Consider the following 24522-nt stretch of genomic DNA (forward strand, 5'->3'; position numbering starts at 1 on the left):
TAGGCTGAGCCGCGATGCCTCCGACGACCACCCCGCCCCCCAGGGACCCGCACGCCCGCCTCGCGCGCGGCTGCCGTCCCCGGGGCTGCCGCGCGCCCGCCCGCCGGGTGCACGGCCGCCGGGTGCGCTACGTCATCGGCGACGAGCCCGGCCAGGTGAACGGCCGCCGATGGCAGCAGGCCCGCCCGGGACGCGGAGCCCGGTCCGGGACGCGGCCGCCGTCGTGCGCGCACCGCACGGTGCGCACCGTCTGACAGGCGTCCGGCACCGGACCCCCGGCACCGCCCCACGGCGCACCGTGACCGTTCACCCCACTCACCGTGAGGCTCACGCATGCCCAGCAACTTCTTCGTGCCCGACCCGGAAGGCCGGGTACCGGACCCCGACGGCTACTTCGGCGCGTTCGGCGGCGCATTCATCCCCGAGGCCCTCGTCGCCGCCGTCGACGAGGTCGCCGTCGAGTACGACAAGGCCAGGAACGACCCCGAGTTCGCCCGCGAGCTCGACGACCTGCTGGTGCACTACACCGGCAGGCCCAGCGCCCTCACCGAGGTCCCCCGGTTCGCCGGGCACGCGGGCGGCGCCCGGGTGTTCCTCAAGCGCGAGGACCTCAACCACACCGGCTCCCACAAGATCAACAACGTGCTCGGGCAGGCGCTGCTGACCCGCCGCATGGGCAAGACCCGGGTGATCGCCGAGACCGGCGCCGGCCAGCACGGCGTCGCCACCGCCACCGCCTGCGCGCTCTTCGGCCTCGACTGCACCGTCTACATGGGTGAGGTCGACACCCGGCGCCAGGCCCTCAACGTGGCCCGGATGCGCATGCTCGGCGCCGAGGTCGTCGCCGTGAAGTCCGGCAGCCGCACCCTCAAGGACGCCATCAACGAGGCGTTCCGCGACTGGGTCGCCAACGTCGACCACACGCACTACCTCTTCGGCACCGTCGCCGGCCCGCACCCGTTCCCCGCCATGGTCCGCGACTTCCACCGGGTCATCGGTGTGGAGACCCGCCGCCAGCTCCTGGAGCGCGCCGGGCGCCTGCCCGACGCCGCCGTGGCCTGCGTCGGCGGCGGCTCCAACGCCATCGGCCTCTTCCACGCCTTCATCCCGGACACCGGGGTCCGCCTCGTCGGCTGCGAACCCGCCGGACACGGGGTGGACAGCGGCGAGCACGCGGCGACCCTGACCGCGGGCGAGCCCGGCATCCTGCACGGCTCCCGCTCCTACGTGCTGCAGGACGACGAGGGCCAGATCACCGAGCCGTACTCCATCTCCGCCGGACTGGACTACCCCGGCATCGGCCCCGAGCACTCCTACCTCAAGGACACCGGCCGCGCCGAGTACCGCGCGGTCACCGACGACGCGGCCATGCAGGCACTGCGCCTGCTGTCGCGCACCGAGGGCATCATCCCGGCCATCGAGAGCGCCCACGCCCTGGCCGGCGCTCTGGAGATCGGCCGGGAACTCGGCCGGGACGGGCTGATCGTGGTCAACCTGTCCGGCCGCGGCGACAAGGACATGGACACCGCCGCGCGCTACTTCGGCCTGTACGACACCGACGCCGAGGTCGCGGCCGACGCCGCGGACACCGCCGAGATCGAGGGGGACGCCGTATGAGCGGGAACATCCAGCTGCTGACCGACACCCTCGCGGCCGCCCGCGCCGAGGGCCGTGCCGCCCTCATCGCCTACCTCCCGGCCGGGTTCCCGACCGTGGACGGCGGCATCGAGGCGATCACCGCCGTCCTCGACGGCGGCGCCGACGTCGTCGAGGTGGGCCTGCCGCACAGCGACCCGGTCCTGGACGGCCCCGTCATCCAGACCGCCGACGACATCGCGCTGCGCGGCGGGGTGCGCATCGCCGACGTGCTGCGCACGGTCCGCGAGGCGTTCGCCGCGACCGGCAAGCCGGTGCTGGTGATGACCTACTGGAACCCGGTCGACCGCTACGGCGTCGAGCGGTTCACCGCCGAGCTGGCCGAGGCGGGCGGCGCCGGCTGCATCCTGCCCGACCTGCCCGTGCAGGAGTCCGCGCTGTGGCGGGAGCACGCCGCCAAGCACGGGCTGGCCACGGTCTTCGTGGTGGCCCCCAGCAGCAAGGACGAGCGGCTGCGCGCGATCACCGCGGCGGGCAGCGGCTTCGTCTACGCCGCCTCGCTGATGGGTGTCACCGGCACCCGCGCGTCCGTGGGCACCGAGGCGCGGAACCTGGTCGGGCGCACCCGCGCCACCACCGACCTGCCCGTCTGCGTGGGGCTCGGGGTGTCCAGCGCGGCCCAGTCCGCCGAGGTCGCCGGCTTCGCCGACGGGGTGATCGTCGGCTCCGCGTTCGTCAAGCGGATGCTGGACGCCCCCGACCACGCGGCCGGGATCGAGGCGGTCCGCGCGCTGGCCGGCGAACTCGCCGAGGGCGTGCGCGGCCGGGCCTGACCGCCCGCGGCGGCCGCCGGCCGCCGCGGAGTGCGGGCATCACTCGAACGGGTGGACCTGGGACCGGGGAGGCGCGCTGCGCCTCCCCGGTTCGTTTCCGGGGTGTGAGCGAGAAGAATCGTGACGGAAAGCGGACGGCCCGCGAGCGGCTGGCGGCCGAGCGGGAGAAGCAGAAGGCCGCCGAGAAGCGGCGGCGCGCGCTGATCGTGGGCGCGAGCGTGGTCTGCGTCCTCGGCCTCGCCGCGGTGATCGGCGTGATCGCGGCGAACGCGGGCAAGGACGACGGGAGCGACAGCGCCGGCCCGGTCGTGGCCCCCTCGGGCGCCCAGGGCAAGGACAGCCTGGCCATCCCGGTCGGCGAGGACGGCGCCGCCTCCACGCTCACCGTCTGGGAGGACTTCCGCTGCCCTGCCTGCAAGGGCTTCGAGACGGCGTACCGCCCGACGATCCACGAGCTGACGGACGCCGGGAAGCTGAGAGTCGAGTACCGCCTGGCCACCCTCATCGACGGCAACCTGGGCGGCACCGGCTCCCGCAAGGCCGCCAACGCCGCCGCCTGCGCCCAGGACGCCGGAAAGTTCACGCCGTACCACGACGTGCTCTACGACAACCAGCCCCCGGAGACCGACGACGCCTTCGCCGACGAGGACAGGCTGATCGAGCTGGCCGGCAAGGTCGACGGCCTGGACACGCCCGCCTTCCGCACCTGTGTGCGCGAGGGCAGTCACAACAGCTGGGTCGAGAAGTCCAACGACGCGTTCCGCAGCGGCGGCTTCTCCGGCACGCCGACGGTGCTGCTGGACGGAGAGAACATCTACCAGGACCAGACGATGACCCCCGCCAAGCTGAAGCAGATGGTGGAGGCCGCGCAGCAGTGAGCGGCCGCACCGCCCCGTTATGGAGCCGTAGCCGGGGCGCCCGGCGCCGGGCCCGCCCGGCAGGGTAGCGTCGACCTTGCCATGGAACTTGCCTACATTCCCAGCCCGTCACGCGGGGTGCTGCACCTCGGCCCCCTCCCGCTGCGCGGCTACGCGTTCTGCATCATCATCGGCGTCTTCGTGGCCGTCTGGCTCGGCAACAAGCGCTGGATCGCCCGCGGCGGACGGTCCGGCACGGTCGCCGACATCGCCGTCTGGGCGGTGCCGTTCGGCCTCGTCGGCGGCCGGCTCTACCACGTGATCACGGACTACGAGCTGTACTTCAGCGAGGGCCGCGACTGGGTGGACGCCTTCAAGATCTGGGAGGGCGGCCTCGGCATCTGGGGCGCGGTCGCCCTGGGCGCGGTGGGCGCGTGGATCGGCTGCCGCCGCCGTGGCATCCCGCTGCCCGCCTACGCCGACGCGGTCGCCCCCGGCATCGCGTTCGCGCAGGCCATCGGCCGCTGGGGCAACTGGTTCAACCAGGAGCTGTACGGCCGGGAGACGGACCTTCCGTGGGCCCTGCACATCACGTCCTCCACGGGCGGCCGTGTGCCCGGCTACTACCACCCGACGTTCCTGTACGAGTCGCTGTGGTGCATCGGTGTCGCCGTCCTGGTGATCTGGGCCGACCGGCGGTTCAGGCTCGGACACGGGCGGGCGTTCGCGCTGTACGTCGCGGCGTACTGCGCGGGCCGCTTCTGGATCGAGTACATGCGGGTCGACGACGCCCACCACATCCTCGGACTGCGCCTGAACAACTGGACTTCGCTGCTGGTGTTCGTGCTGGCGGTGGTCTACATCGTGGTGTCGGCGCGGCTGCGGCCCGGACGGGAACCGGTGGTCGAGCCCGGGGCCCAGCCCTCGGGGGACGGGGACACCGAGGGCGCCGGGAAGTCCGGTGGCGCCGGGACCGGTGACGCCGGGACCGGTGACGCCGGGAAGTCCGGTGACGCCGGGACCGATGACGCCGGGAAGCCCGAGGGGGCGGGGGACACCGGGGGCGCCGGGTCCGGCGACGGCCGGCCCGCTTCCGGTACCGGCGGCGACGGGAGCACGACCGCGGAGCCCGGCGGTGACGCGGCCGGCGACGGCGACGCGGAGGCCGGCACCGCGCGCGAGGGCGGGGCGGAGCCGGAGTCCGCGAAGAAGGCCTGAGCCTTCCCTCAGGAGCACAGCGCACCCGCGGGGCGCCCCGAGTCGAGTCGACGGGGCGCCCCGCGGACGCGGGTGCCGGGGCCGCGCCCCGCACCGGCAGGTACGGGGCACCGCGGACGCCGCCCGCCGGTCGCGGTCGGCGCCCGGGGCACCGGTGGGGGAGGCCCTCGCCGTCCGGCTCAGGCGCCGAACCGGGCGTCGATCTCCGACCGGTAGGGCATCGACGTCGACGCCCCCTCCCGCTGCACCGACAGCGCCGCCGCCTGGGCGGCCCAGCGCAGCGCCTCCGGCATCGGCCGGCCCTCACCGACGGCCACCGCGAGCGCGCCGACGAACGTGTCACCGGCACCGGTCGAGTCCACCGCGGCGACCTGCGGGGCGGGCACCGTCACCGGCTCCGTGCCCCGTGCGGCGTACAGACAGCCCGCCGCACCGAGCGTCACCACCACCTCGGGGACCTGCTCCAGCAGGGCGAGGGCGGCCGAGCGGGCGTCCGCACGGCCGGTCAGCGCGGCGGCCTCGTGCTCGTTGGGCACCAGCAGATCGACCGCGGACAGCAGATCGTCCGGCAGGGGCCGGGCGGGTGCGGGGGTGAGGACCGTACGGATGCCGTGCGCGCGGGCCGCCCGCGCTCCCGCGACGACCGCCGGCAGCGGGATCTCCAGCTGGAGCAGCAGCGCGTCGGCGCTGGCGATCAGGCCCTCGTCGCCCGGGGCGAGGTGGTCGACGGTGCCGTTGGCGCCGGGCACCACGACGATGGCGTTGCCGCCCTCGCCGTCCACCACGATGTGCGCGGTCCCGGACGGCCCCTCGACGGTCCGCAGCAGGTCGGTGTCCACGCCCGAGTGCTCCAGCACCGAGCGCAGCCGCGCCCCGAAGGAGTCGGTGCCGACCGCGCCGATCATCGAGACGGTGGCTCCGGCGTGTGCGGCGGCGATGGCCTGGTTGGCGCCCTTGCCGCCGGGGACCGTGCGGAACTCCCGGCCGGTCACGGTCTCCCCGCGCAGCGGGGCCTTCTCGACGTACACGACGAGATCCATGTTCGTGCTGCCGAGGACGGCGATGTGCGTCATGGGCTCAGTGCCTCCAAGCGGTCGTGCGTCATGCCCCGCATCATCCCCCCCGGCAGCCGGTTCCGCGGGTTCCCCCGACCCGGCGCGTTCCCCGGACCCTCTCGCGGTGCGCCGGGTGCGGGCGGGCAGGACGGGACGGGCCCGCGGGGTGCGTCGCCGGCGGGGCGCGTCGCGGGGAACCGGTGGCCGGCCGGAGCCCTGTTCGCCGACGGCTCCCGGCCGGCCGGAGGCCGGACCGGGATCCGCCGGAGGCCGGACCGGGATCCGCCGGTGAGCCGGCGGTGGCCCGCTGGAGATCCGGTCCGGGCTTGCGGCACGAGGCCGCCGGACCGGGTGCCGGCCTGCGGCGGTTCTGGCGCGGGTGCTCGCCGGCCTGTCGTCCGACGGGGAAAACCGCAGGTTAGAGCAGCCTTTCCTCGCTGGCGGGCGGGCCTTGCGCGACGTAGCGTAAGCCCCGTCAAGAAGTAGATCCGATCCAAACTTAGCTTTGGCTCAGCTTACTGGGGGAGTTCCGGATGGCCATCATCGAGACCGGGGCGGCGCTGCACGAGGCGCACCGCGACAACCACACCCACCGCGATGTGAACGGCGGCTGGCTGCGCCCGGCCGTGTTCGGCGCGATGGACGGTCTCGTCTCCAACCTCGCCCTGATGACCGGTGTGGCCGGCGGAGCCGCCGGTCAGCAGACCGTGGTGCTCAGCGGCCTCGCCGGGCTCGCGGCGGGCGCGTTCTCCATGGCCGCCGGAGAGTACACCTCCGTCGCATCCCAGCGGGAGCTGGTCGAGGCCGAGCTGGCCGTCGAACGGCACGAGCTCAAGCGGCACCCCCAGGACGAGGAGGCCGAGCTGGCCGCACTCTACGTGGCGCGGGGTGTGGAGCCCGCGCTGGCCCGTCAGGTCGCCGCGCAGCTCTCCCGCGACCCCGAGCAGGCCCTGGAGATACACGCCCGCGAGGAACTCGGCATCGACCCCGGCGACCTGCCCTCTCCGCTGGTCGCGGCCGTGTCGTCGTTCGGTTCCTTCGCGCTGGGCGCCCTGCTGCCCGTGCTGCCCTACCTGCTGGGTGCGAGCGCACTGTGGCCCGCGGTCGTCCTGGCCCTGCTCGGGCTCTTCGCCTGCGGCGCCGTGGTCGCCCAGGTCACCGCCCGCAGCTGGTGGTTCAGCGGGCTGCGGCAGCTCGCCCTCGGCGGCGCCGCGGCCGGTGTGACGTACCTCCTGGGCAGCCTGTTCGGCATCGCCGTAGGATGACCCGCCGGTACGTATGCGAACGGCTGCATAAGTAACCCGTTACCCGCTGGTTTCGGATGCATGACCACGGGGCATGAGCCGTAAGCGCTGTGGGCAATGAGGCCTGCGGCGCGCCCGCGGGACGGGCGACGAAGCCCACCCGCCCTCTCGGTCCGGCGGACATGGATCTGTCCGTGCCGGTCGATCACAGGCTTTCGCCGCCGAGCGCGGCACCTGCGCCGAAACCCCCGGCGTCCACATGCTGGAACGGTCTATCCCGCTTCCCGAGAACCGTTCCATCATGTAACCTGCACGAAATTTTGCACTCCACGCAGAGGGCCAACGTCGTCCCTCGGCACCTGCACATGCCACATGACGACGACGGGAGAGCCGATGCGTACGCCGCGCCAGCCGTCCCAGCATTCCGCGAATGGCCGGAACTGGTCCTTCATGGATGCTCGCCCTGCTGCGCAGGGTATGTACGACCCCCGCAACGAGCACGACGCGTGCGGCGTCGGCTTCGTGGCCACCCTCACCGGCGAGGCGTCCCACACTCTGGTCGAGCAGGCCCTGACGGTCCTGCGCAATCTGGAGCACCGCGGTGCCACCGGCTCCGAGCCGGACTCCGGTGACGGTGCGGGCCTGCTGTCCCAGGTGCCCGACGCCTTCTACCGCGAGGTGGCCGGCTTCGAGCTGCCCGCGGCCGGCGCGTACGCGGTCGGCACCGCCTTCCTGCCGGAGGACGGCACCCAGGACGCCGTCTCACGGATCGAGACCATCGCATCCGAGGAGGGCCTCGACGTCCTCGGCTGGCGCGAGGTCCCCGTGGCTCCCGCGCTGCTCGGCGCCACCGCCCGCTCGACCATGCCGGTCTTCCGGCAGCTCTTCGTCGCCGGCACCGCCTCCGCCGACGGGACCGCGCTGCGGGGCATCGCCCTGGACCGCTCGGCCTTCGTGCTGCGCAAGCGCGCCGAGCGCGAGGCCGGCGTCTACTTCCCGTCGCTGTCCGCCCGGACGATCGTCTACAAGGGCATGCTGACCACCGGCCAGCTGGAGCCGTTCTTCCCGGACCTGTCCGACCGCCGCTTCGCCTCCGCGATCGCGCTCGTGCACTCCCGGTTCTCCACCAACACCTTCCCGTCGTGGCCGCTCGCCCACCCCTACCGGTTCGTCGCGCACAACGGCGAGATCAACACCGTCAAGGGCAACCGCAACTGGATGCGCGCCCGCGAGTCGCAGCTGGCCTCCGACCTGTTCGGCACGGGCGGCACGGAGGGCGAGGCGCTGCAGCGCGTCTTCCCCGTCTGCACCCCGGACGCCTCCGACTCCGCCTCCTTCGACGAGGTCCTGGAGCTCCTGCACCTCGGCGGCCGCTCCCTGCCGCACTCCGTGCTGATGATGATCCCGGAGGCCTGGGAGAACCACGACTCCCTCGACCCGGCCCGGCGCGCCTTCTACCAGTACCACTCCACGATGATGGAGCCCTGGGACGGCCCCGCCTGCGTCACCTTCACCGACGGCACCCAGGTCGGCGCCGTGCTCGACCGCAACGGCCTGCGCCCCGGCCGCTACTGGGTCACCGACGACGGCCTCGTCGTCCTCGGCTCCGAGGTCGGCGTCCTCGACATCGACCCGGCCAGGGTCGTCCGCAAGGGCCGCCTGCAGCCCGGCCGGATGTTCCTCGTCGACACCGCCCAGCACCGCATCATCGAGGACGACGAGATCAAGGCGGAGCTCGCCGCCGGACAGCCCTACGCCGAGTGGCTGGAGGCCGGTGAGATCGAGCTGGGCGACCTGCCCGAGCGCGAGCACATCGTCCACACGCACGCCTCCGTCACCCGCCGCCAGCAGACCTTCGGCTACACCGAGGAAGAGCTGCGGATCATCCTCGCCCCGATGGCCCGCACCGGCGCCGAGCCGATCGGCTCCATGGGCACCGACTCGCCGATCGCCGCGCTGTCCGAGCGCCCGCGACTGCTCTTCGACTACTTCACGCAGCTGTTCGCGCAGGTCACCAACCCGCCGCTGGACGCGATCCGCGAGGAGCTGGTCACCTCGCTGCGCAGCGCGCTCGGTCCGCAGGGCAACCTCCTCGACCCGACCGCCGCGTCCTGCCGGTCCGTCGTCCTGCCCTTCCCGGTCATCGACAACGACGAGCTGGCCAAGCTCATCCACATCAACGCCGACGGCGACATGCCCGGCTTCAAGGCCGCCACGCTGTCCGGCCTGTACCGGGTGCACGGCGGCGGCGACGCCCTCGCCGCGCGCATCGAGGAGATCTGCGCCGAGGCCGACGCCGCCATCGACAACGGCGCCCGCCTGATCGTGCTCTCCGACCGGCACTCCGACGCCGAGCACGCGCCGATCCCGTCGCTGCTGCTCACCGCCGCCGTCCACCACCACCTCATCCGCACCAAGCAGCGCACCCACGTGGGCCTGCTGGTCGAGGCCGGCGACGTCCGCGAGGTCCACCACGTCGCCCTGCTCATCGGCTACGGCGCCGCCGCCGTCAACCCCTATCTGGCGATGGAGTCGGTCGAGGACCTGCTGCGGGCCGGCACCTTCCTCAACGGCATCGAGCCCGAGGCCGCCATCAGAAACCTCATCCACGCCCTCGGCAAGGGCGTGCTGAAGGTCATGTCCAAGATGGGCATCTCCACCGTCGCCTCCTACCGCGGCGCCCAGGTCTTCGAGGCCGTCGGTCTCGAAGCGGACTTCGTGGAGGAGTACTTCAACGGCACCACCTCCAAGATCGGCGGTGTCGGCATCGACGTCGTCGCCCGGGAGGTCGCCGCCCGCCACGCCAAGGCCTACCCGGCCTCCGGCATCGCCCCGGCGCACCGCGCGCTGGAGATCGGCGGCGAGTACCAGTGGCGCCGCGAGGGCGAACCGCACCTGTTCGACCCCGAGACGGTCTTCCGCCTCCAGCACGCCACCCGCACCAAGCGCTACGACGTCTTCAAGCAGTACACCGACCGCGTGAACGAGCAGTCCGAGCGCCTGATGACGCTGCGCGGCCTGTTCGGCTTCACCAGCGACCGCCCCTCGATCCCCGTCGACGAGGTCGAGCCGGTCTCCGAGATCGTCAAGCGCTTCTCCACCGGCGCCATGTCGTACGGCTCCATCTCCAAGGAGGCGCACGAGACACTCGCCATCGCCATGAACCAGCTGGGCGGCAAGTCCAACACCGGTGAGGGCGGCGAGGACCCGGACCGCCTCTACGACCCGGCCCGGCGCTCCGCCATCAAGCAGGTCGCCTCCGGCCGGTTCGGCGTGACCAGCGAGTACCTGGTCAACGCGGACGACATCCAGATCAAGATGGCGCAGGGCGCCAAGCCCGGCGAGGGCGGCCAGCTGCCCGGCCACAAGGTCTACCCGTGGGTCGCCAGGACCCGGCACTCCACCCCGGGTGTCGGCCTGATCTCGCCGCCGCCGCACCACGACATCTACTCCATCGAGGACCTGGCGCAGCTGATCCACGACCTGAAGAACGCCAACCCGGCCGCGCGCGTCCACGTGAAGCTCGTCTCCGAGGTCGGCGTCGGCACGGTCGCCGCGGGCGTCTCCAAGGCGCACGCCGACGTGGTCCTGATCTCCGGCCACGACGGCGGCACCGGCGCCTCCCCGCTGACCTCGCTCAAGCACGCGGGCGGCCCCTGGGAGCTCGGTCTCGCCGAGACCCAGCAGACCCTGCTGCTCAACGGCCTGCGCGACCGGATCGTCGTGCAGACCGACGGCCAGCTCAAGACCGGCCGGGACGTGCTCATCGCGGCCCTGCTGGGCGCCGAGGAGTTCGGCTTCGCGACCGCGCCGCTCGTCGTCTCCGGCTGCGTCATGATGCGCGTCTGCCACCTGGACACCTGCCCCGTCGGCATCGCCACCCAGAACCCGGTCCTGCGCGACCGCTACGCCGGCAAGGCCGAGTTCGTGGTGAACTTCTTCGAGTTCATCGCCCAGGAGGTGCGCGAGCTGCTCGCCGAGCTCGGCTTCCGCTCGATCGAGGAGGCCGTCGGGCACGCCGAGGTGCTCGACGTGCAGCGCGCCGTCGACCACTGGAAGGCGCAGGGTCTGGACCTGGAGCCGCTGTTCCACGTGCCCGAGCTGGCCGACGGCGCGGTCCGTCACCAGGCCGTCGCCCAGGACCACGGCCTGGAGAAGGCGCTCGACAACGAGCTGATCAAGCTCGCCGCCGACGCCCTGGCCGCGGACTCCGCGACCAGCGCCCAGCCGGTCCGCGCCCAGGTCGCCATCCGCAACATCAACCGCACCGTCGGCACCATGCTCGGCCACGAGGTGACGAAGAAGTTCGGCGGCGCCGGCCTGCCCGACGACACCATCGACATCACCTTCACCGGCTCCGCGGGCCAGTCCTTCGGCGCGTTCGTGCCCCGTGGCGTGACGCTGCGCCTGGAGGGCGACGCCAACGACTACGTCGGCAAGGGCCTGTCCGGCGGCCGCGTGATCGTCCGCCCGGACCGCGGCGCCGACCACCTCGCCGAGTACTCGACCATCGCGGGCAACACCATCGCCTACGGCGCGACCGGCGGCGAGCTGTTCCTGCGCGGCCGCACCGGGGAGCGGTTCTGCGTCCGCAACTCCGGCGCGCTGGTGGTCTCCGAGGGCGTGGGCGACCACGGCTGCGAGTACATGACCGGCGGCCACGCCGTCGTCCTCGGCGAGACCGGCCGCAACTTCGCGGCCGGCATGTCCGGCGGCATCGCCTACGTCGTCGACCTGAACCGGGACAACGTCAACGCCGGCAACGTCGGCGCGATCGAGCCGCTCGACGAGACCGACCGGCAGTGGCTGCACGACGTGGTGCGCCGCCACGCCGAGGAGACCGGCTCCACCGTCGCCGAGAAGCTGCTCGCCGACTGGGACACCTCGGTGGAGCGCTTCAGCAAGATCATCCCCAGCACGTACAAGGCAGTGCTCGCCGCCAAGGACGCCGCCGAGCAGGCGGGACTCTCCGAGTCCGAGATCACCGAGAAGATGATGGAGGCGGCGACCCATGGCTGACCCGAAGGGCTTTCTCCACCACGGCCGCGAGGTCGCCCGGTCCCGCCCCGTCGACGTGCGGCTCAAGGACTGGAACGAGGTCTACGTCCCCGGCTCGCTGCTGCCGGTCATCAGCAGGCAGGCCAGCCGGTGCATGGACTGCGGCATCCCGTTCTGCCACAACGGCTGCCCGCTGGGGAACCTGATCCCCGAGTGGAACGACTTCGCCTACCGCGAGGACTGGGGCGCCGCCTCCGAGCGGCTGCACGCCACGAACAACTTCCCCGAGTTCACCGGCCGCCTGTGCCCGGCGCCCTGCGAGTCGGCGTGTGTGCTGGGCATCAACCAGCCCGCCGTCACCATCAAGAACGTCGAGGTCTCGATCATCGACAAGGCGTGGGAGACCGGTGACGTCGCCCCGCAGGCGCCGGAGCGGCTGTCCGGGAAGACCGTCGCGGTCATCGGGTCCGGCCCCGCCGGTCTCGCCGCCGCCCAGCAGCTGACCCGGGCCGGTCACACCGTCGCCGTCTACGAGCGCGCGGACCGGGTGGGAGGCCTCCTGCGCTACGGCATCCCCGAGTTCAAGATGGAGAAGCGGCACATCAACCGCCGTATCGAGCAGATGCGCGCGGAGGGCACCCGCTTCCGCACCGGGATCGAGATCGGCCGCGACCTGAAGGCCACGGACCTGCGCAAGCGCTACGACGCCGTGGTGATCGCCGCCGGCTCCACCACCGCCCGCGACCTGCCCGTCCCCGGGCGCGAGCTCAAGGGCATCCACCAGGCGATGGAGTACCTGCCGCTGGCCAACAAGGTGCAGGAGGGCGACTACGTCTCCTCCCCGATCTCGGCCGAGGGCAAGCACGTCGTCGTGATCGGCGGCGGCGACACGGGCGCCGACTGCGTGGGCACCGCCCACCGCCAGGGCGCGGCCTCCGTCACCCAGCTGGAGATCATGCCGAGGCCCGGCGAGGAGCGGGCGGCGCACCAGCCGTGGCCGACCTTCCCGATGCTGTACAAGGTGACCTCCGCGCACGAGGAGGGCGGTGAGCGGGTCTACTCCGTGTCCACCACCCACTTCGAGGGCGACGAGGACGGCAACGTGCAGTGGCTGCACCTGGTCGAGGTCGAGTTCACCCAGGGCGGGCTCACCCAGAAGCCGGGCACCGAGCGGAAGATCCCCGCCCAGCTGGTCACCCTCGCCATGGGCTTCACCGGCCCCGACCGGGAGAACGGTCTGGTGGACCAGTTCGCGCTGGAGCTCGACGAACGCGGTAACATCGCCCGCGACGCCGACTTCCAGACGAACGTGCCGGGGGTGTTCGTCGCCGGCGACGCCGGCCGCGGCCAGTCCCTGATCGTGTGGGCGATCGCGGAGGGCCGCTCGGCCGCCCGCGGCGTCGACCGTTTCCTGACCGGAGTCAGCGAGCTGCCGGCACCGATCCGCCCGACGGACCGCGCGCTGACGGTCTGATCCGGCTCACAAGACGTCCCGCACAAAGGCGTGCGGAACACTGGCGGCGCCTGCCCCGTCCCCGACCGGACCCGGGCAGGCGCTGCCGCCTTTTCCGCGGTGCCCCGGCCGGGCGGCGCCGCCCGAGCCCCTTCCACGGGACCGCGGCGACGGCGCCCCGGCGAGGCGTCCCGGGCTCGCCCGGTGCCCCGGCCCTGCGGTCGGGTCACCGCGCGCGCAGCCCCTCGAACTCCACCGTCGCGTCCTCGGTGTACGCCCCGGCCGAGCCGATCAGGTACGGCCGTTCGGTGTCGGTGAAGCTCACCAGCGGACGGCCGTCCACCGCGACGCTGATCAGCGCGCCCTGCTGCACCACCCGCACCCGGTGCCAGTCGCCCACCGCGTACCTGCCGTGCCCGGTGGCGAGGAACCGCTGGCCGCCCTCGTAGACGGGGTCGCGTTTGCCCAGCTCCCAGCCGTTGGGCTTGAGGGTGACGTAGTAGAAGTGCTCCGGGTCGGAGTACGCCCACACCAGCCACGGCACCTCCCACGGGTTCGGGGCCGGCTCCCGCAGCTGCCGCACCGTCCGCATCCGGGCCTCGAACGTCACGTCCGTGTACGTCGTGGTCGACACCACCAGCCCGGCGTGCGTGCTGTCGGGGCCGTTCGCGGCCCGCGGGGACAGCCGGAGGGAGTCGTCGTCGCCGGTGTTGGTGCCGTGCCCGTCGAACACCGACAGCCAGCGCCCGTGCGCGGTGCCGTCGGCCCAGGGCCCCGGCGCGGGCGTCGGGGCGTGCGCGGCGCACCGGCTCACCGCGACCGCGAGCAGCGCTGCCAGCGCCAGGGCGGCCAGTGCGGCGCGGGCACGCCCCCGCCGTTCCGGCGGGGGACCCGGCGGCTGCCGGCGGGGGCGCACCGGGGACGAGGTCATGCCGTCGAGTACGGCCCCGGCACCGACGCCCCGACAGGCACATCGGCCGCGAAGTCCTCGGCCAGCTGCGCCAGGACGCGGGCGGCGGCCCGGCCGTCTCCGAACGGGTTGCCCGCGTCCGCCATCCGCCGGTACTCCCGCGGATCGTCCAGCAGCCGCTCGGCACTGCTGACGATGGCGTCCGGGTCGGTGCCGATCAGCCGTGCCGCGCCGGCCTCCACCGCCTCCGGGCGCTCGGTGGTGGTGCGCAGCACCAGCGCGGGCTTGCTCAGGCTCGGCGCCTCCTCCTGGATGCCGCCGGAGTCCGTGAGCACCAGGTCGCACTCGGCGAGGGTGGCCGCGAAGTCCAGGTAGTCCAGCGGCTCGACCAGCTCGACCCCGGGGCGCCCGTCCAGCTCCGGCAGCAGCGCGTCCCGCACGGCGGGGCTCTTGTGCAGCGGCAGCACGATCTCCACGTCACCGCGGTGGGCGAGCCGTCGCAGCGCCCGGCCCATGCCGCGCATTCTCTCGCCCTGGTTCTCGCGCCGGTGCAGGGTCACCAGGATGCGGCGGGCCGGGGTGCGGAAGGCGGACGCGCCGCTGCCTTCGGCGAGCACCCACAGCAGGTTGTCGATCACGGTGTTGCCGGTGGTGAACACCTGCTCGGCCGGGACGCCCTCGGCGGTCAGGTGCCGGGCCGCGCGCGGGGTCGGGGCGAAGTGCCAGCGCGCGATCCGGCCGATGAGGCAGCGGTTGAGCTCCTCGGGGAACGGGTTGTCCATGACACCCGTGCGCAGCCCCGCCTCCACGTGCGCGACCGGGATCTTCTCGTAGAACGCGGCGAGCGCACCGCTCAGCGCGGTCGTGGTGTCCCCCTGCACCACGACCAGGTCGGGCCGCTCGGCCCGCATCGCGTCGCCCAGCTCCTGCACCAGGCGCGAGGTGAGGTCGGACAGCTGCTGCCGGGGACGCATCACGTCCAGGGCGATCCGGACGTCGACGCCGAGCAGCCCGAGCATCTGGTGGAGCATCTCGCGGTGCTGGCCGGTGGTCACCACGACCGGGTCGAACTGCGCCGAGTCGGCCATGACGCGGGCCACCGGCGCCAGTTTGATGGCCTCGGGCCGGGTACCGAGCACCAGCATGGCGCGTACGGGCACGACGGAGGTGTGTACGGAGGTGTGTGTGGACATGGAAGAGCCCCCCTAGGGCACACGCGGTCGCACGACCGCGGGCGGATGAGCAGGGTGATGAACGCCGGGACGCACACGGGTGCGCGCGCCCGGACGGCTGGGTGCGTCGCGCCGGGGACGAGCCGGGGCGTGACGGGACGGGATCGTGAGGAGGTGGCAGGAGCGACAGCAGAGGCAGAGGCGGAGGCAGAGGCGGAGGCGGAGGCGGAGGCGGAGGTGGGCTGGCGGGGCGGTGGAGGGCGCCGGCCGGCGGGGTCCGGGGCGTGCCGGGCGAGCCGGGGCGCGGAGCTGGCGCGACGGCGGTGTGCGGCGGTGTGCGGGGAGGACCGGCGGTGGTTCGGCAGAGCTCGGCGGCGACGTCGGGTCGGGCCGGAGAACCGGCGGCCGGCCGGGACGCGTGTGCCGGGCGGACCCGGGGGACGACCGTGCGGACCCGGCGGCCGGCCGGGCGGACCGGGCGGGCGGTGCCGGGCGGCCGGCGGCTGCGTGGCCCGGAGGCCGGCGCGGACCACCGGGTGCCCGCCCGGTCCACCGGGTGGGCCGCGCCGGCCTCCGGGGACACTGCCGGGTGCGCCGCCCCCGGACGGGCCCCGCCGTGCGCCGCGTAGGCCCGGAGCCGGGGCGTGACCGGCTCAGGCGCGCGGGCTGCTCAGGTGCGCGCGGTCTTCAGCCACGTCCGCTTGCCGGTGAGCATCCGCCAGAACCCCCACCAGCCGGCGGCGAACCATATGTAGCCGTAGAGGACGAAGACGTGGGCGAGCAGCACCGAGCGCACCAGGCCCAGTTCGCGCTCGCGTTTGGCGTAGACGAAGCCGTAGGCGTAGGCCGCGGTGAACGACAGCAGGTACGGGCCCAGCAGCCACATCGGGGAGACCAGCGGCCGCCCGGCCTGTACGGAGCCGACCAGCGTCGCGACCAGCGCGAGGGCGAAGGACAGCGGCAGCAGCGAGGTGAGCAGGATCAGTACCGGGCTGGACAGGTGGTACAGCAGGTCCAGTGCCGGACGGGTGGGCACGTCGCGCAGGATCAGCGGGATCAGGTTCGCGGACTGCAGATGTCCCTGGAACCAGCGCGAGCGCTGCCGGACCAGCCGCTTCAGGCTGAGCACGGCCTGCTGGGAGACCGCCGCGGTGGTGCAGTGCTGGTTGGCCCATCCCTTGGCGATGAGCCGCACCCCGAGGTCGAGGTCCTCCGTGAGGCTGTCGCTCCACGGACCGTCCCCGTCCAGGGTGTTGAGCGCGGACAGCCGCATGAACTGGCCGTTGCCGCCCATGCCGACGCTGCCGATGAAGCGGCGCGCGCTCTGGAAGACGTCGCCGTAGACGACGAACTCCATGTCCTGCATCCGGGCCAGCAGCCCCAGCCGCCGGTTGTACATCCGCACGCAGACCTGCACCGCGCCCGTGCGGGGGTCGTCGAAGCAGGGGTCCACGGACTGCATGATGTGCGGGTCGAGGCGGCCGTCGGCGTCGACCACGCAGAGGATCACGTCCTCCGGGTCGTACCCGGAGAGCAGGCCCGACTCCCTCAGATGCCGCACGCCGTCGTTCAGCGCGGCACCCTTGCCGCGGCGCGCGTCGGGCGGTGTGCGCCGGTGCAGCCGGACCCGCTCGGGGCCGGCGGCCAGCGCGATCTCCGCGGTCCGGTCGTCCGAGCCGTCGTCGATCACCAGTGCCATGAAATTCCGGGCGGGCAGTGCCGTGATGCGCGCCAGGCTCTCGGAAAGCACTTTCTCCTCGTTCAGACATGCGAGAAGGAATACGTAGAAGCGTTCCCTTCTCTCCGTCCGGACACGGCGAATTCTGCGCCGGGACAGCAGGAACAGGGCCGTGTTGTAGCAGCCGGCCAGCACGATGAGGGTGATACTGGCCCACAGAAGCATTTCAGTGATCATGGATGCTCCCGGCGCTGAGCTGCGGCGAAGCCGTCCTTCTGTGGGCTTGGTGGCGCAGTTTCGCGCGCGCCAGCAGTATCAGGCCGGCGCTCAGGCAGTAGAGCAGGAATCCTGCTCCCGCGGCTGCCTGCAGGGCTTTGGCCAAAGGCAGGCCGGGTAGTGCCTCGGGGGCGGCCATCGCCCCCGCAAGAGGCAACAGGGCGCCCAGGGCCGGTCGTCCGTACATCTTCTCCCCCCACGTTCCCCACATTTCACGGCGCGTCCCCAGCGCGCGAGTGTGAACGTAGCAGAATCGGACGGCGGTCAAGAAGTTGATCGGAAAAAAGGCCGGGACGGGACTTGCGGAAGGGTCCGACAGGGCATCCTGGTATGCGTCGCACCGCTCGTTGACAGGCTTCTTGATCATCACAAGAATCGGTGCCTTCGTACCAGCGAAATCCTTTGCCGTCGCCGGCAAAGTGGGGGGAAGTGGGGGGAAGACTGTGAGACCAGTGATTCCGTTCCGACGTCGGGAAAGTTTTCGAATTTCCGTCGTCCTGATGCTTCTGGCCGCTCTGCTGAGCGGCGCCTTCCTGTCCTCCGGCGCGGAGGCGGCGGGAGGCCGGCGGCATCCCGGGGACGCCGTCGGCGTGCAGTCAGGGCTCCACCGCGCCGAACTGGCCGACTGGGCCAGGGCGCAGCGCGCGGCGGACCGGGCCCGCCGCGACCGGGGGCGAGTGGTGAAGACCGCGCTCGCCCGTCCCGCGGGGACCGCGCTCGCCTACCCCGCGGAGGGGGTCGCCCTCGCCGCCTCCACCCTGGTCCGCCAGGCCGCCGCACTCGCCCCGGCCGAGGCGGCCGCGGCCGGTCCGGAGACGCTCGTCCTGTTCGACACGGCCGGCCCCTACGGGCACCTCGGCGAGCTGTACGCCATGGCCGCCGCCAACCTCGCCGGCCACTTCGGCGCCGTCACGGCCAAGCCCGTCCAGGAGTACACCGCGGGCCTGCTCGACGGCTACACCGCGGTGATCTACATCGGCTCCACCTACTACGGCGGTTCCGTCCCGGACCAGATCCCGGCCGCCTTCCACCAGGACGTCCTGACCACCACCAAGCCGGTGACCTGGATGGGTTCCAACATCTGGGGCATGGCCCACTCCGTCGGCATCGCCCAGTTCACCCGGAGGTACGGCTGGGACCCGACCAACTCCTACTACTGGGACGGCGGTTCGGTCGGCACCGTCACCCAGGTGACCTACCGGGGGCAGACCCTGACCCGGAAGATCCCGGCCGGCCAGGACGGCGGCGTGCTGCGCCCCACCGTGCTGACCGGGCCCGGCTACCCCGAGGTCACCCGCCTCGCCGAGGGCCTCGACACCCAGAGCGGCAACACCTTCGGCTGGGCGATCCGCTCCGCCAACCTCACCTACATCGGTGAGATCCCGTTCGCCTACGTGTCCGAGAGCGACCGCGTCATCGCCTTCGAGGACCTGCTGTTCGACGCGCTCGCCCCCGGCACCGCCGAGCGGCACCGCGCGCTGGTGCGGCTGGAGGACATCAGCCCCCAGTCCGACCCGGACGAACTGCGGGCCATCGCCGACTACCTGTACTCCGAGGGCATTCCCTACGGCATCAACGTGATCCCCGTCTACACCGATCCCGAGGGCGCCTACAACAACGGCGTCCCGGAGATTCTCCGGCTGTCCGAGCGGCCCGAACTGGTCGACACCCTGCAGTACATGCTGGCCCGTGGCGCGGTCCTGATGAACCACGGCTACACCCACCAGTACGGCAACGCCGACAACCCCTACAACGGGGTGAGCGGCGACGACTTCGAGTTCTACCGGGCGCACCTGGACGCGGCGGACAGCGTCGTCTACGACGGGCCGGTCCCCGAGGACTCCGCCGTCTGGGCCCAGTCCCGCGTGACCGCCGCCCTGAGCGAGTTCGCCCTCGCCGGACTGCCCCGCCCGAATCTGTGGACCACCCCGCACTACGCGGGTTCCCGCACCGACTACCAGGTGTTCAGCGCGAACTTCGACGCCCGGCTCGAACGGTCGCTGTATTTCGGTGGCACGCTCACCGGAGCGGCCGCCGATCCGAACCTGTTCATCGGACAGTTCTTCCCGTACGTCGTGCGTGACGTGTACGGGACCAAGGTGATTCCGGAGAACATCGGGAACTACGAGCCGGAGGAATACAACAACCACCCGCCGAGGCTCCCGGCCGACCTCGTCGCCTCGGCCCGGGCCAACCTCGCCGTCCGGGACGGGTTCGCGAGCTTCTTCTACCACCCGTACTTCCCGGTCCAGCCGCTCAAGGACACCGTCGACGGCATCAGGGCCCTCGGCTACACCTTCGTCAGCCCGGCGGACCTGTGAGGGCACCGCGCCTGAGGGGGAGGGCCGTCGCCGCGGCTGCGGCCCTCCTCGCCGTGACCGGGTGCACCCAGGCCTCCGGCACGGGCGGCCCCGCGGGAGGGACGGGCGCCCCCGCGCGCCCGGCCGTCCTGCGGGGCATGACCCTGCCCTCCTGGTACCGCACCGACTACGACAGCCCCGCCGCCGCCCGGTATCTGAAGGACATCAGGGCCACCGGCGCCCGCTGGGTCACCCTGACCCCGACCTGGTACCAGAACCGGCGCTCCGACGACACGATGCGCGCCACCGAGGAGACCGCCTCCGACGCGAGCCTGCGCCGGATCGTGGACCGTGCGCACACCGCCGGACTCAAGGTGATGATCAAACCCCATGTCGACCTCACCGACGGAGGTGACCGCGCGGAGATCCGCCCGGCCGGCCGGGCCGCCTGGTTCACCGCCTACCGGCGGTTCATCACCCACTACGCCGCTCTCGCCGCCGACACCGGCGCCGAGCAGTTCGCCGTCGGCACCGAACTCGCCGGCGTCTCCGGCGACCTCGCCGCCTGGACCCGCACCATCGACGCCGTCCGTGACCGCTACGACGGCCCGCTGACCTACGCCGCCAACTACGACGAGTACGACCGGATCGGCTTCTGGAAGCACCTCGACGTCATCGGCGTCGACGCCTACTGGCCGCTCACCGAGACCGCCACCGACGACCCCGCCCGGCTGCGCGCGGCCTGGGCCCCGATCCGGGAGCGGCTCGCCGCGTACTCCGAGCGGACCGGCCGGCGGATCCTGTTCACCGAGGCCGGCTACGTCAGCCAGCGCGGCACCACCACCGCGCCGTACTCCTGGGAGATCAGCACCGAGCCCGCGGACGCCGAGCAGGCCGCCGCCTACCGGGCGCTGCTGGACTCCTTCGAAGGGCGCCGCTGGTGGGCCGGGGTCAGCTGGTGGATGTGGGACGACTGGCCCGACAGCGGGGAGACCCCCGCCGCACTGGCCTACACCCCGCACGGCAAACCCGCCGAGCGGGTGCTGCGCGAGAGGTGGGGGACTCAGGGCGCCCGGTAGGTCTCGCCGTACACCTGCCACTGCAGCGGCGTGTCGAGACCGAGGTTGCCGGCGTCGAGGAACCGCCGCTGCGCGGTGTCGATCCGGCTGGTGTCGGTGTCGGCTCCGGGCCGCCTCGCCTTCATGGCCTCGCGCCGCACATCCAGGAAGGCGGCGAGGTACGCCTGCTCCGAGCCGCCCGCCGAGGGCTGTTCGGCCAGCCGCAGGGCGCGTTCGCGTATCCCGTAGAAGCCGTTCTCGTCGGTGTCGGGGCCGTGCAGGACCATCGCGTCGTAGTAGATGAACTGGCCCAGGGTGCCCAGACCGTCGAGCTTGGCCAGCCGCACGGCGGGCCGGAAGTAGACCCGGTCCCGCTCGGCGATCTGGGCCTTGCGGAACGCCGGGACCGCCGCCTCCGCCTGCCAGGCCGCGGTGAAACCCGGGTCCAGGCCCTCGTGCGAGTCGGTGCCGTCCACCCTGCGCAGCGCCGGCAGATAGCGGGCCAGGCCGTTGTCCGGGTGGGCCTCGGTGTAGTGCTCGACCAGGCCGAGCAGGTCGTGGGTACCGGTGCAGAAGCCGATGATGCCCGCCGTGTAGCCCTGGCCGTCGCCCAGATCCTCGATGTAGCCGTAGGTCTCGCGCCACCTCAGCGTGGAGTTCTCGGCGCTGGCCACGAGCCGCTGGGCCAGCTCCTTCTTGTCCGGCGCGGCGAGGCCGGCCGGCAGCGCGGCCACGGCCTTGTCGTCCGCGGCCCGCTCGGCGGCGTCCGCGTCCCGCTGCGCCTTGGCCCGGGCCTGCTCCCGGGAGAGCTGCTCCACGGCCGTGGTGGTGCGCGGCGCGGGGGCATCCGAGTCCACGGGTGCGAGGAAGTACCACGACGCGGTGACGACCACGGGAACGGCGGCGAACAGCAGGACGGCTTTCTTCATGGCCACCACGGTACGGCCCGTCCCGTCCGTCCCGTCCGTGGGCTCCGTCCCCCGGCCGCCCGTCCGTCCCGTCCGTGGGCTCCGTCCCCCGGCCGCCCGTCCGTCCCGTCCGTGGGCTCCGTCCCCCGGCCGCCCATCCGTCCCGTCCGTGGGCTCCGTCCCCCGGCCGCCCGTCCGTCCCGTCCGTGGGCTCCGTCCCCCGACCGCCCGGCCGTCCCGTCCGTGGGCTCCGCGCCCGGTCAGCGCCCCGGCCCGGCCTCCCGCATCGTACGGGCCAGGAGCAGGCCGGCGCCGGCCACCGCCCCGGCGGACAGGACGGCGCGAGAGGAACGCGAGGACAGCACCGACCAGCGCGACCGGGCGGACAGCGCCGATCCCGTGCTCAGCCACGAGCCGGCCGAGATCAGCGACAGGGCGGAACCGATCGAGCCGGCCGACAGGGCGCTGCCGACGGACCCGACGGACAGGAACGAGCCGACGGACCCCACGGACAGGACCGACCCCACCGAGCCGATCGACAGCACCGAGTCCCGCGACCACAGCGACAGCACGGAACGGGAGGAGGCGGAACGCTTCGACGACAGTCTGGTCATGACCCCATCCTGTCCGCGGAACGTGAGGTTCAGCACCCGCCGGGCCGGCGGGGGAGCTCCCGCGCCGGCCCGGCGGCGCGCGCGGGGGGCCGGCCGGGCCCGACACCCCGGCGGTCCCGTCGTCCGGGCGCGGAGCCCGGCCCGGACCCGCCGCGGCGCGGCACCGGTTCACCCGTCGTGGGCCCGGAGCAGCTCCGTGCGGCAGGTGTCCGGGTCGCCCCAGGCGGAACGCAGCGCGCGGGCTCTGGTCAGCCACAGCGACAGGTCGTACTCCGCCGTGTAGCCGATCGCGCCGTGGCACTGCAGTGCCGTACGCGCCGCCCCGTACGCCGCCTCACCCGCGGTCACCTTCGCCGCGGCCACGTCCGCCGCGCTCAGCGTGACGGCCGCCCCGAACACCAGCGGCCGGGCGAACTCCAGCGCGAGCCTGGTGTCGGCCAGCCGGTGCTTGACGGCCTGGAAGGAGCCCACCGGCACGCCGAACTGGGTGCGCCGGCGCACATGGGCGACGGTCCTGGCCAGCAGCGCCTCTCCGACGCCGAGGGCCTGCGCGGCGGTGGTGAGCCGGGCCAGGGCCACGGCGGTCCGGACGGCCTCCGGGCCGGCCGTGAGGGGTGGGCCGCCCGAAGAGAGCGGCGCGCTGCGGCGGGCCGGGTCCAGACCGCGGCGCACCGGGCCGTGACCGGGAGCCAGGCGCGCTCCCCCGGACGTGAAGGACACGCGCAGGTCGGCGGTGTCCCCGTCCAGCGCGTGACCGCCCTCGGGGGCGAGGGTGGCGAGCGTGGTCCCGGCCAGAAGGGAGGGCAGCAGGGCGTCGGGGCCGACGGCGCCGGGGGCGGCCGGTGCGACCGGTTCGGCGGGGTCCCGCGGAAGGGGCTGGGCGAGGGGGGCGTCCGCCAGCAGCGCCGCCGTCGCGACGGTCTCCGCCAGCGGGCCGGGTGCCGCGTGACGCCCCAGCTCCACGAACGCGGCGGTCAGTTCCACCGGGCGGCGGCCCAGCCCGCCGCGCTCCTCGGGCACGGCCAGCCCGACCACGCCCGCCGCGGCGACCCGCCGCCACAGCACGCGCCCGCCGGACGGGTCGCCGCGGCTCCAGGCCCGGACGACCGCCGGGGTGCCGGAGGCCGTCAGCAGCGCCGACAGCGACTCGGCGAACGCGCGCTGCTCCGCGTCCAGCAGGAAGCGCATCAGCGGCGTCCCTTCGGCAGGCCCAGCAGCCGTTCGGCGACGATGTCGCGCTGGATCTCGTTGGTGCCCGCGTACACCGGCCCGGCCAGGGCGAAGACCCAGCCCTGCGCCCAGGGGCCGTCCGCGCCCGTGCCGTCCTCGCCGAGCAGGTCCAGGGCCGTCTCGTGCAGCGCGATGTCGTACTCCGACCAGAACAGCTTGTTCAGGCTGGACTCCGGGCCGGGCGGGTGCCCGTCGAGGACCCGGGATGCGGCCGCGTAGGTGAACAGCTGGTGGGCGCGGGCGCCGATCAGGGCGTCCGCCACCCTGGCCGCCGTGGCGCCGGGGCGTCCCCCGGCCCGCCAGAGCCGGTGCAGCCGGGCGGCGGCCGCGAGATAGCGGCCGGGGGAGCGGAGCATCAGGCCCCGCTCGGTGCCGGCCGTGGACATCGCGATCCGCCAGCCGTCGCCGGGCGCGCCCACGACGTCCTCGTCCGGCACGAACACCTCGTCCAGGAAGAGCTCGGCGAAGGCGGGCTTCCCGTCCAGCCGTGCGATCGGGCGGACGGTGACCCCGGCGGCGCGCAGGTCGAACATCGCGCAGAGCAGCCCCCGGTGGGGCCGGGGAGCGTCCGGGTCGCTCCGGAACAGGCCGAAGGCGCGGTCGGCGAACGCGGCCCGCGACGACCACGTCTTGACCCCGCTCAGCAGCCAGCCGCCCCCGGTGCGGACCGCCCTGGCCCGCAGCGACGCCAGATCGGACCCGGCCTCCGGCTCGGACCAGGCCTGCGCCCACACCACCTCCCCGGTCGCCATCGGCGGCAGCACCCGGGCCCGCTGCTCGGGTGTGCCGTGCTCGAACAGCGTCGGGGCGAGCAGGCTGAGGCCGTTCTGTCCGACGCGTCCCGGTGCCCCTGCCGCCCAGTACTCCTCCTCGAAGACCAGCCACCCCGTCAGGCCCGCGTCCCGGCCGCCGAAGGCCGCCGGCCAGTCGACCACCGACCAGCGGTCCGCGGCCAGCTCGGCCTCCCAGGCCCGGTGGGCCCCGAAGCCCTCCTCCGTCTCCAGGGAGGGCAGCGGCTCACGCGGCACATGCCGGGCGAGCCACGAACGGGCCTCGGCCCGGAGCGCCTCCTCCTGCGCCGTGAAGGCGAGATCCATCGGCGAACCGTCCTTCCCTAACAAG

At 73.4% G+C, this 24522-nt stretch carries 19 protein-coding genes; 10 read left to right on the forward strand and 9 right to left on the reverse strand.

Translation table 11 applies throughout. The features are described 5' to 3' along the window. Window positions 1–14 precede the first annotated feature (14 nt). The 5 genes from trpM to lgt all read left to right on the forward strand — a co-directional run bounded on the left by trpM (window position 15) and on the right by lgt (window position 4504). Window positions 15–254 carry a tryptophan biosynthesis modulator TrpM gene (gene trpM, locus AC5K6T_RS05990; protein WP_493206273.1) on the forward strand — a complete coding sequence of 80 codons (240 nt, stop codon included), beginning with the start codon at window positions 15–17 and terminating at the stop codon, window positions 252–254. Between the two features lie 79 nt (window positions 255–333). Then, on the forward strand, window positions 334–1617 hold the full coding sequence (trpB, locus tag AC5K6T_RS05995; RefSeq protein ID WP_493206275.1) for a tryptophan synthase subunit beta: 1284 nt from the start codon (window positions 334–336) through the stop codon (window positions 1615–1617). Then, window positions 1614–2429, forward strand: coding sequence for a tryptophan synthase subunit alpha (gene trpA, locus AC5K6T_RS06000; RefSeq protein WP_493206277.1), 816 nt, complete (start codon window positions 1614–1616; stop codon window positions 2427–2429). The genes trpB and trpA overlap by 4 nt, the downstream gene beginning before the upstream one ends. A gap of 104 nt (window positions 2430–2533) precedes the next feature. After that, entirely contained in the window at window positions 2534–3307 is a 774-nt protein-coding gene (locus AC5K6T_RS06005) for a DsbA family protein (RefSeq protein ID WP_493206279.1), read from the forward strand. Window positions 3308–3388: 81 nt separating this feature from the next. Beyond that, window positions 3389–4504 carry a prolipoprotein diacylglyceryl transferase gene (gene lgt / locus AC5K6T_RS06010; protein ID WP_493206281.1) on the forward strand — a complete coding sequence of 372 codons (1116 nt, stop codon included), beginning with the start codon at window positions 3389–3391 and terminating at the stop codon, window positions 4502–4504. 179 nt (window positions 4505–4683) lie between these two features. Here the strand turns inward: lgt and rbsK are convergent, their stop codons facing one another. Further along, window positions 4684–5577 (reverse strand): ribokinase, encoded by an 894-nt coding sequence (gene rbsK / locus AC5K6T_RS06015; protein WP_493206282.1) that lies wholly within the window; start codon window positions 5575–5577, stop codon window positions 4684–4686. Between the two features lie 515 nt (window positions 5578–6092). Here rbsK and AC5K6T_RS06020 point away from each other — a divergent pair. From AC5K6T_RS06020 to AC5K6T_RS06030, 3 genes are all read left to right on the forward strand, one after another. After that, window positions 6093–6824, forward strand: coding sequence for a VIT1/CCC1 transporter family protein (locus AC5K6T_RS06020; protein ID WP_493206284.1), 732 nt, complete (start codon window positions 6093–6095; stop codon window positions 6822–6824). Between the two features lie 372 nt (window positions 6825–7196). Continuing rightward, window positions 7197–11822, forward strand: a complete 4626-nt coding sequence (gene gltB / locus AC5K6T_RS06025) for a glutamate synthase large subunit (RefSeq protein WP_493207373.1) — start codon at window positions 7197–7199, stop codon at window positions 11820–11822. Continuing rightward, window positions 11815–13275, forward strand: a complete 1461-nt coding sequence (locus AC5K6T_RS06030) for a glutamate synthase subunit beta (protein WP_493206286.1) — start codon at window positions 11815–11817, stop codon at window positions 13273–13275. The genes gltB and AC5K6T_RS06030 overlap by 8 nt, the downstream gene beginning before the upstream one ends. A gap of 205 nt (window positions 13276–13480) precedes the next feature. Here AC5K6T_RS06030 and AC5K6T_RS06035 read toward each other — a convergent pair whose 3' ends face one another. The 4 genes from AC5K6T_RS06035 to AC5K6T_RS06050 all read right to left on the reverse strand — a co-directional run bounded on the left by AC5K6T_RS06035 (window position 13481) and on the right by AC5K6T_RS06050 (window position 17657). Further along, a complete protein-coding gene (locus AC5K6T_RS06035) occupies window positions 13481–14185 on the reverse strand; it encodes a LamG domain-containing protein (RefSeq protein ID WP_493206288.1) in 705 nt (234 codons plus the stop codon). Continuing rightward, entirely contained in the window at window positions 14182–15357 is a 1176-nt protein-coding gene (wecB, locus tag AC5K6T_RS06040) for a non-hydrolyzing UDP-N-acetylglucosamine 2-epimerase (RefSeq protein ID WP_493206290.1), read from the reverse strand. The genes AC5K6T_RS06035 and wecB overlap by 4 nt, the downstream gene beginning before the upstream one ends. A 649-nt stretch (window positions 15358–16006) precedes the next feature. Beyond that, entirely contained in the window at window positions 16007–17251 is a 1245-nt protein-coding gene (locus AC5K6T_RS06045; protein ID WP_493206292.1) for a glycosyltransferase family 2 protein, read from the reverse strand. After that, the gene (locus AC5K6T_RS06050; protein WP_493206294.1) at window positions 17241–17657 is read right to left on the reverse strand and encodes a hypothetical protein; all 417 of its coding nucleotides are present in this window, start codon (window positions 17655–17657) and stop codon (window positions 17241–17243) included. The genes AC5K6T_RS06045 and AC5K6T_RS06050 overlap by 11 nt, the downstream gene beginning before the upstream one ends. A gap of 133 nt (window positions 17658–17790) precedes the next feature. Here AC5K6T_RS06050 and AC5K6T_RS06055 point away from each other — a divergent pair, with 133 nt between their 5' ends. Both AC5K6T_RS06055 and AC5K6T_RS06060 read left to right on the forward strand, forming a co-directional pair. After that, window positions 17791–19611, forward strand: a complete 1821-nt coding sequence (locus AC5K6T_RS06055; protein ID WP_493206295.1) for a DUF2334 domain-containing protein — start codon at window positions 17791–17793, stop codon at window positions 19609–19611. 137 nt (window positions 19612–19748) lie between these two features. After that, window positions 19749–20669, forward strand: a complete 921-nt coding sequence (locus tag AC5K6T_RS06060) for a glycoside hydrolase family 113 (protein ID WP_493206297.1) — start codon at window positions 19749–19751, stop codon at window positions 20667–20669. Here AC5K6T_RS06060 and AC5K6T_RS06065 read toward each other — a convergent pair. The 4 genes from AC5K6T_RS06065 to AC5K6T_RS06080 form a co-directional block, all read right to left on the reverse strand. Continuing rightward, complete coding sequence (locus AC5K6T_RS06065) at window positions 20654–21577, reverse strand: chitosanase (RefSeq protein ID WP_493206299.1); 924 nt, start codon at window positions 21575–21577, stop codon at window positions 20654–20656. The two genes, AC5K6T_RS06060 and AC5K6T_RS06065, sit on opposite strands and share 16 nt — an antisense overlap. Window positions 21578–21816: 239 nt before the next feature. Beyond that, entirely contained in the window at window positions 21817–22170 is a 354-nt protein-coding gene (locus tag AC5K6T_RS06070; protein WP_493206301.1) for a hypothetical protein, read from the reverse strand. A gap of 168 nt (window positions 22171–22338) precedes the next feature. Next, entirely contained in the window at window positions 22339–23358 is a 1020-nt protein-coding gene (locus tag AC5K6T_RS06075) for an acyl-CoA dehydrogenase family protein (RefSeq protein WP_493206302.1), read from the reverse strand. Then, window positions 23358–24497 (reverse strand): acyl-CoA dehydrogenase family protein, encoded by a 1140-nt coding sequence (locus AC5K6T_RS06080; protein ID WP_493206303.1) that lies wholly within the window; start codon window positions 24495–24497, stop codon window positions 23358–23360. The genes AC5K6T_RS06075 and AC5K6T_RS06080 overlap by 1 nt, the downstream gene beginning before the upstream one ends. Between the last annotated feature and the right edge of the window lie 25 nt (window positions 24498–24522).

The sequence above is a fragment of the Streptomyces sp. B8-7 genome (genome assembly GCF_058833805.1).

Coding starts and splice junctions, on each gene's coding strand:
- trpA (WP_493206277.1), top strand. CDS start 1,614: ATGAGCGGGAACATCCAGCTGCTGACCGACACCCTCGCGGCCGCCCGC.
- AC5K6T_RS06050 (WP_493206294.1), bottom strand. CDS start 17,657: ATGATCAAGAAGCCTGTCAACGAGCGGTGCGACGCATACCAGGATGCC.
- AC5K6T_RS06065 (WP_493206299.1), bottom strand. CDS start 21,577: ATGAAGAAAGCCGTCCTGCTGTTCGCCGCCGTTCCCGTGGTCGTCACC.
- AC5K6T_RS06075 (WP_493206302.1), bottom strand. CDS start 23,358: ATGCGCTTCCTGCTGGACGCGGAGCAGCGCGCGTTCGCCGAGTCGCTG.
- AC5K6T_RS06070 (WP_493206301.1), bottom strand. CDS start 22,170: ATGACCAGACTGTCGTCGAAGCGTTCCGCCTCCTCCCGTTCCGTGCTG.
- AC5K6T_RS06020 (WP_493206284.1), top strand. CDS start 6,093: ATGGCCATCATCGAGACCGGGGCGGCGCTGCACGAGGCGCACCGCGAC.
- gltB (WP_493207373.1), top strand. CDS start 7,197: ATGCGTACGCCGCGCCAGCCGTCCCAGCATTCCGCGAATGGCCGGAAC.
- trpB (WP_493206275.1), top strand. CDS start 334: ATGCCCAGCAACTTCTTCGTGCCCGACCCGGAAGGCCGGGTACCGGAC.
- lgt (WP_493206281.1), top strand. CDS start 3,389: ATGGAACTTGCCTACATTCCCAGCCCGTCACGCGGGGTGCTGCACCTC.
- AC5K6T_RS06080 (WP_493206303.1), bottom strand. CDS start 24,497: ATGGATCTCGCCTTCACGGCGCAGGAGGAGGCGCTCCGGGCCGAGGCC.
- AC5K6T_RS06060 (WP_493206297.1), top strand. CDS start 19,749: ATGACCCTGCCCTCCTGGTACCGCACCGACTACGACAGCCCCGCCGCC.
- AC5K6T_RS06030 (WP_493206286.1), top strand. CDS start 11,815: ATGGCTGACCCGAAGGGCTTTCTCCACCACGGCCGCGAGGTCGCCCGG.
- trpM (WP_493206273.1), top strand. CDS start 15: ATGCCTCCGACGACCACCCCGCCCCCCAGGGACCCGCACGCCCGCCTC.
- AC5K6T_RS06045 (WP_493206292.1), bottom strand. CDS start 17,251: ATGATCACTGAAATGCTTCTGTGGGCCAGTATCACCCTCATCGTGCTG.
- AC5K6T_RS06035 (WP_493206288.1), bottom strand. CDS start 14,185: ATGACCTCGTCCCCGGTGCGCCCCCGCCGGCAGCCGCCGGGTCCCCCG.
- rbsK (WP_493206282.1), bottom strand. CDS start 5,577: ATGACGCACATCGCCGTCCTCGGCAGCACGAACATGGATCTCGTCGTG.
- AC5K6T_RS06055 (WP_493206295.1), top strand. CDS start 17,791: ATGCTTCTGGCCGCTCTGCTGAGCGGCGCCTTCCTGTCCTCCGGCGCG.
- wecB (WP_493206290.1), bottom strand. CDS start 15,357: ATGTCCACACACACCTCCGTACACACCTCCGTCGTGCCCGTACGCGCC.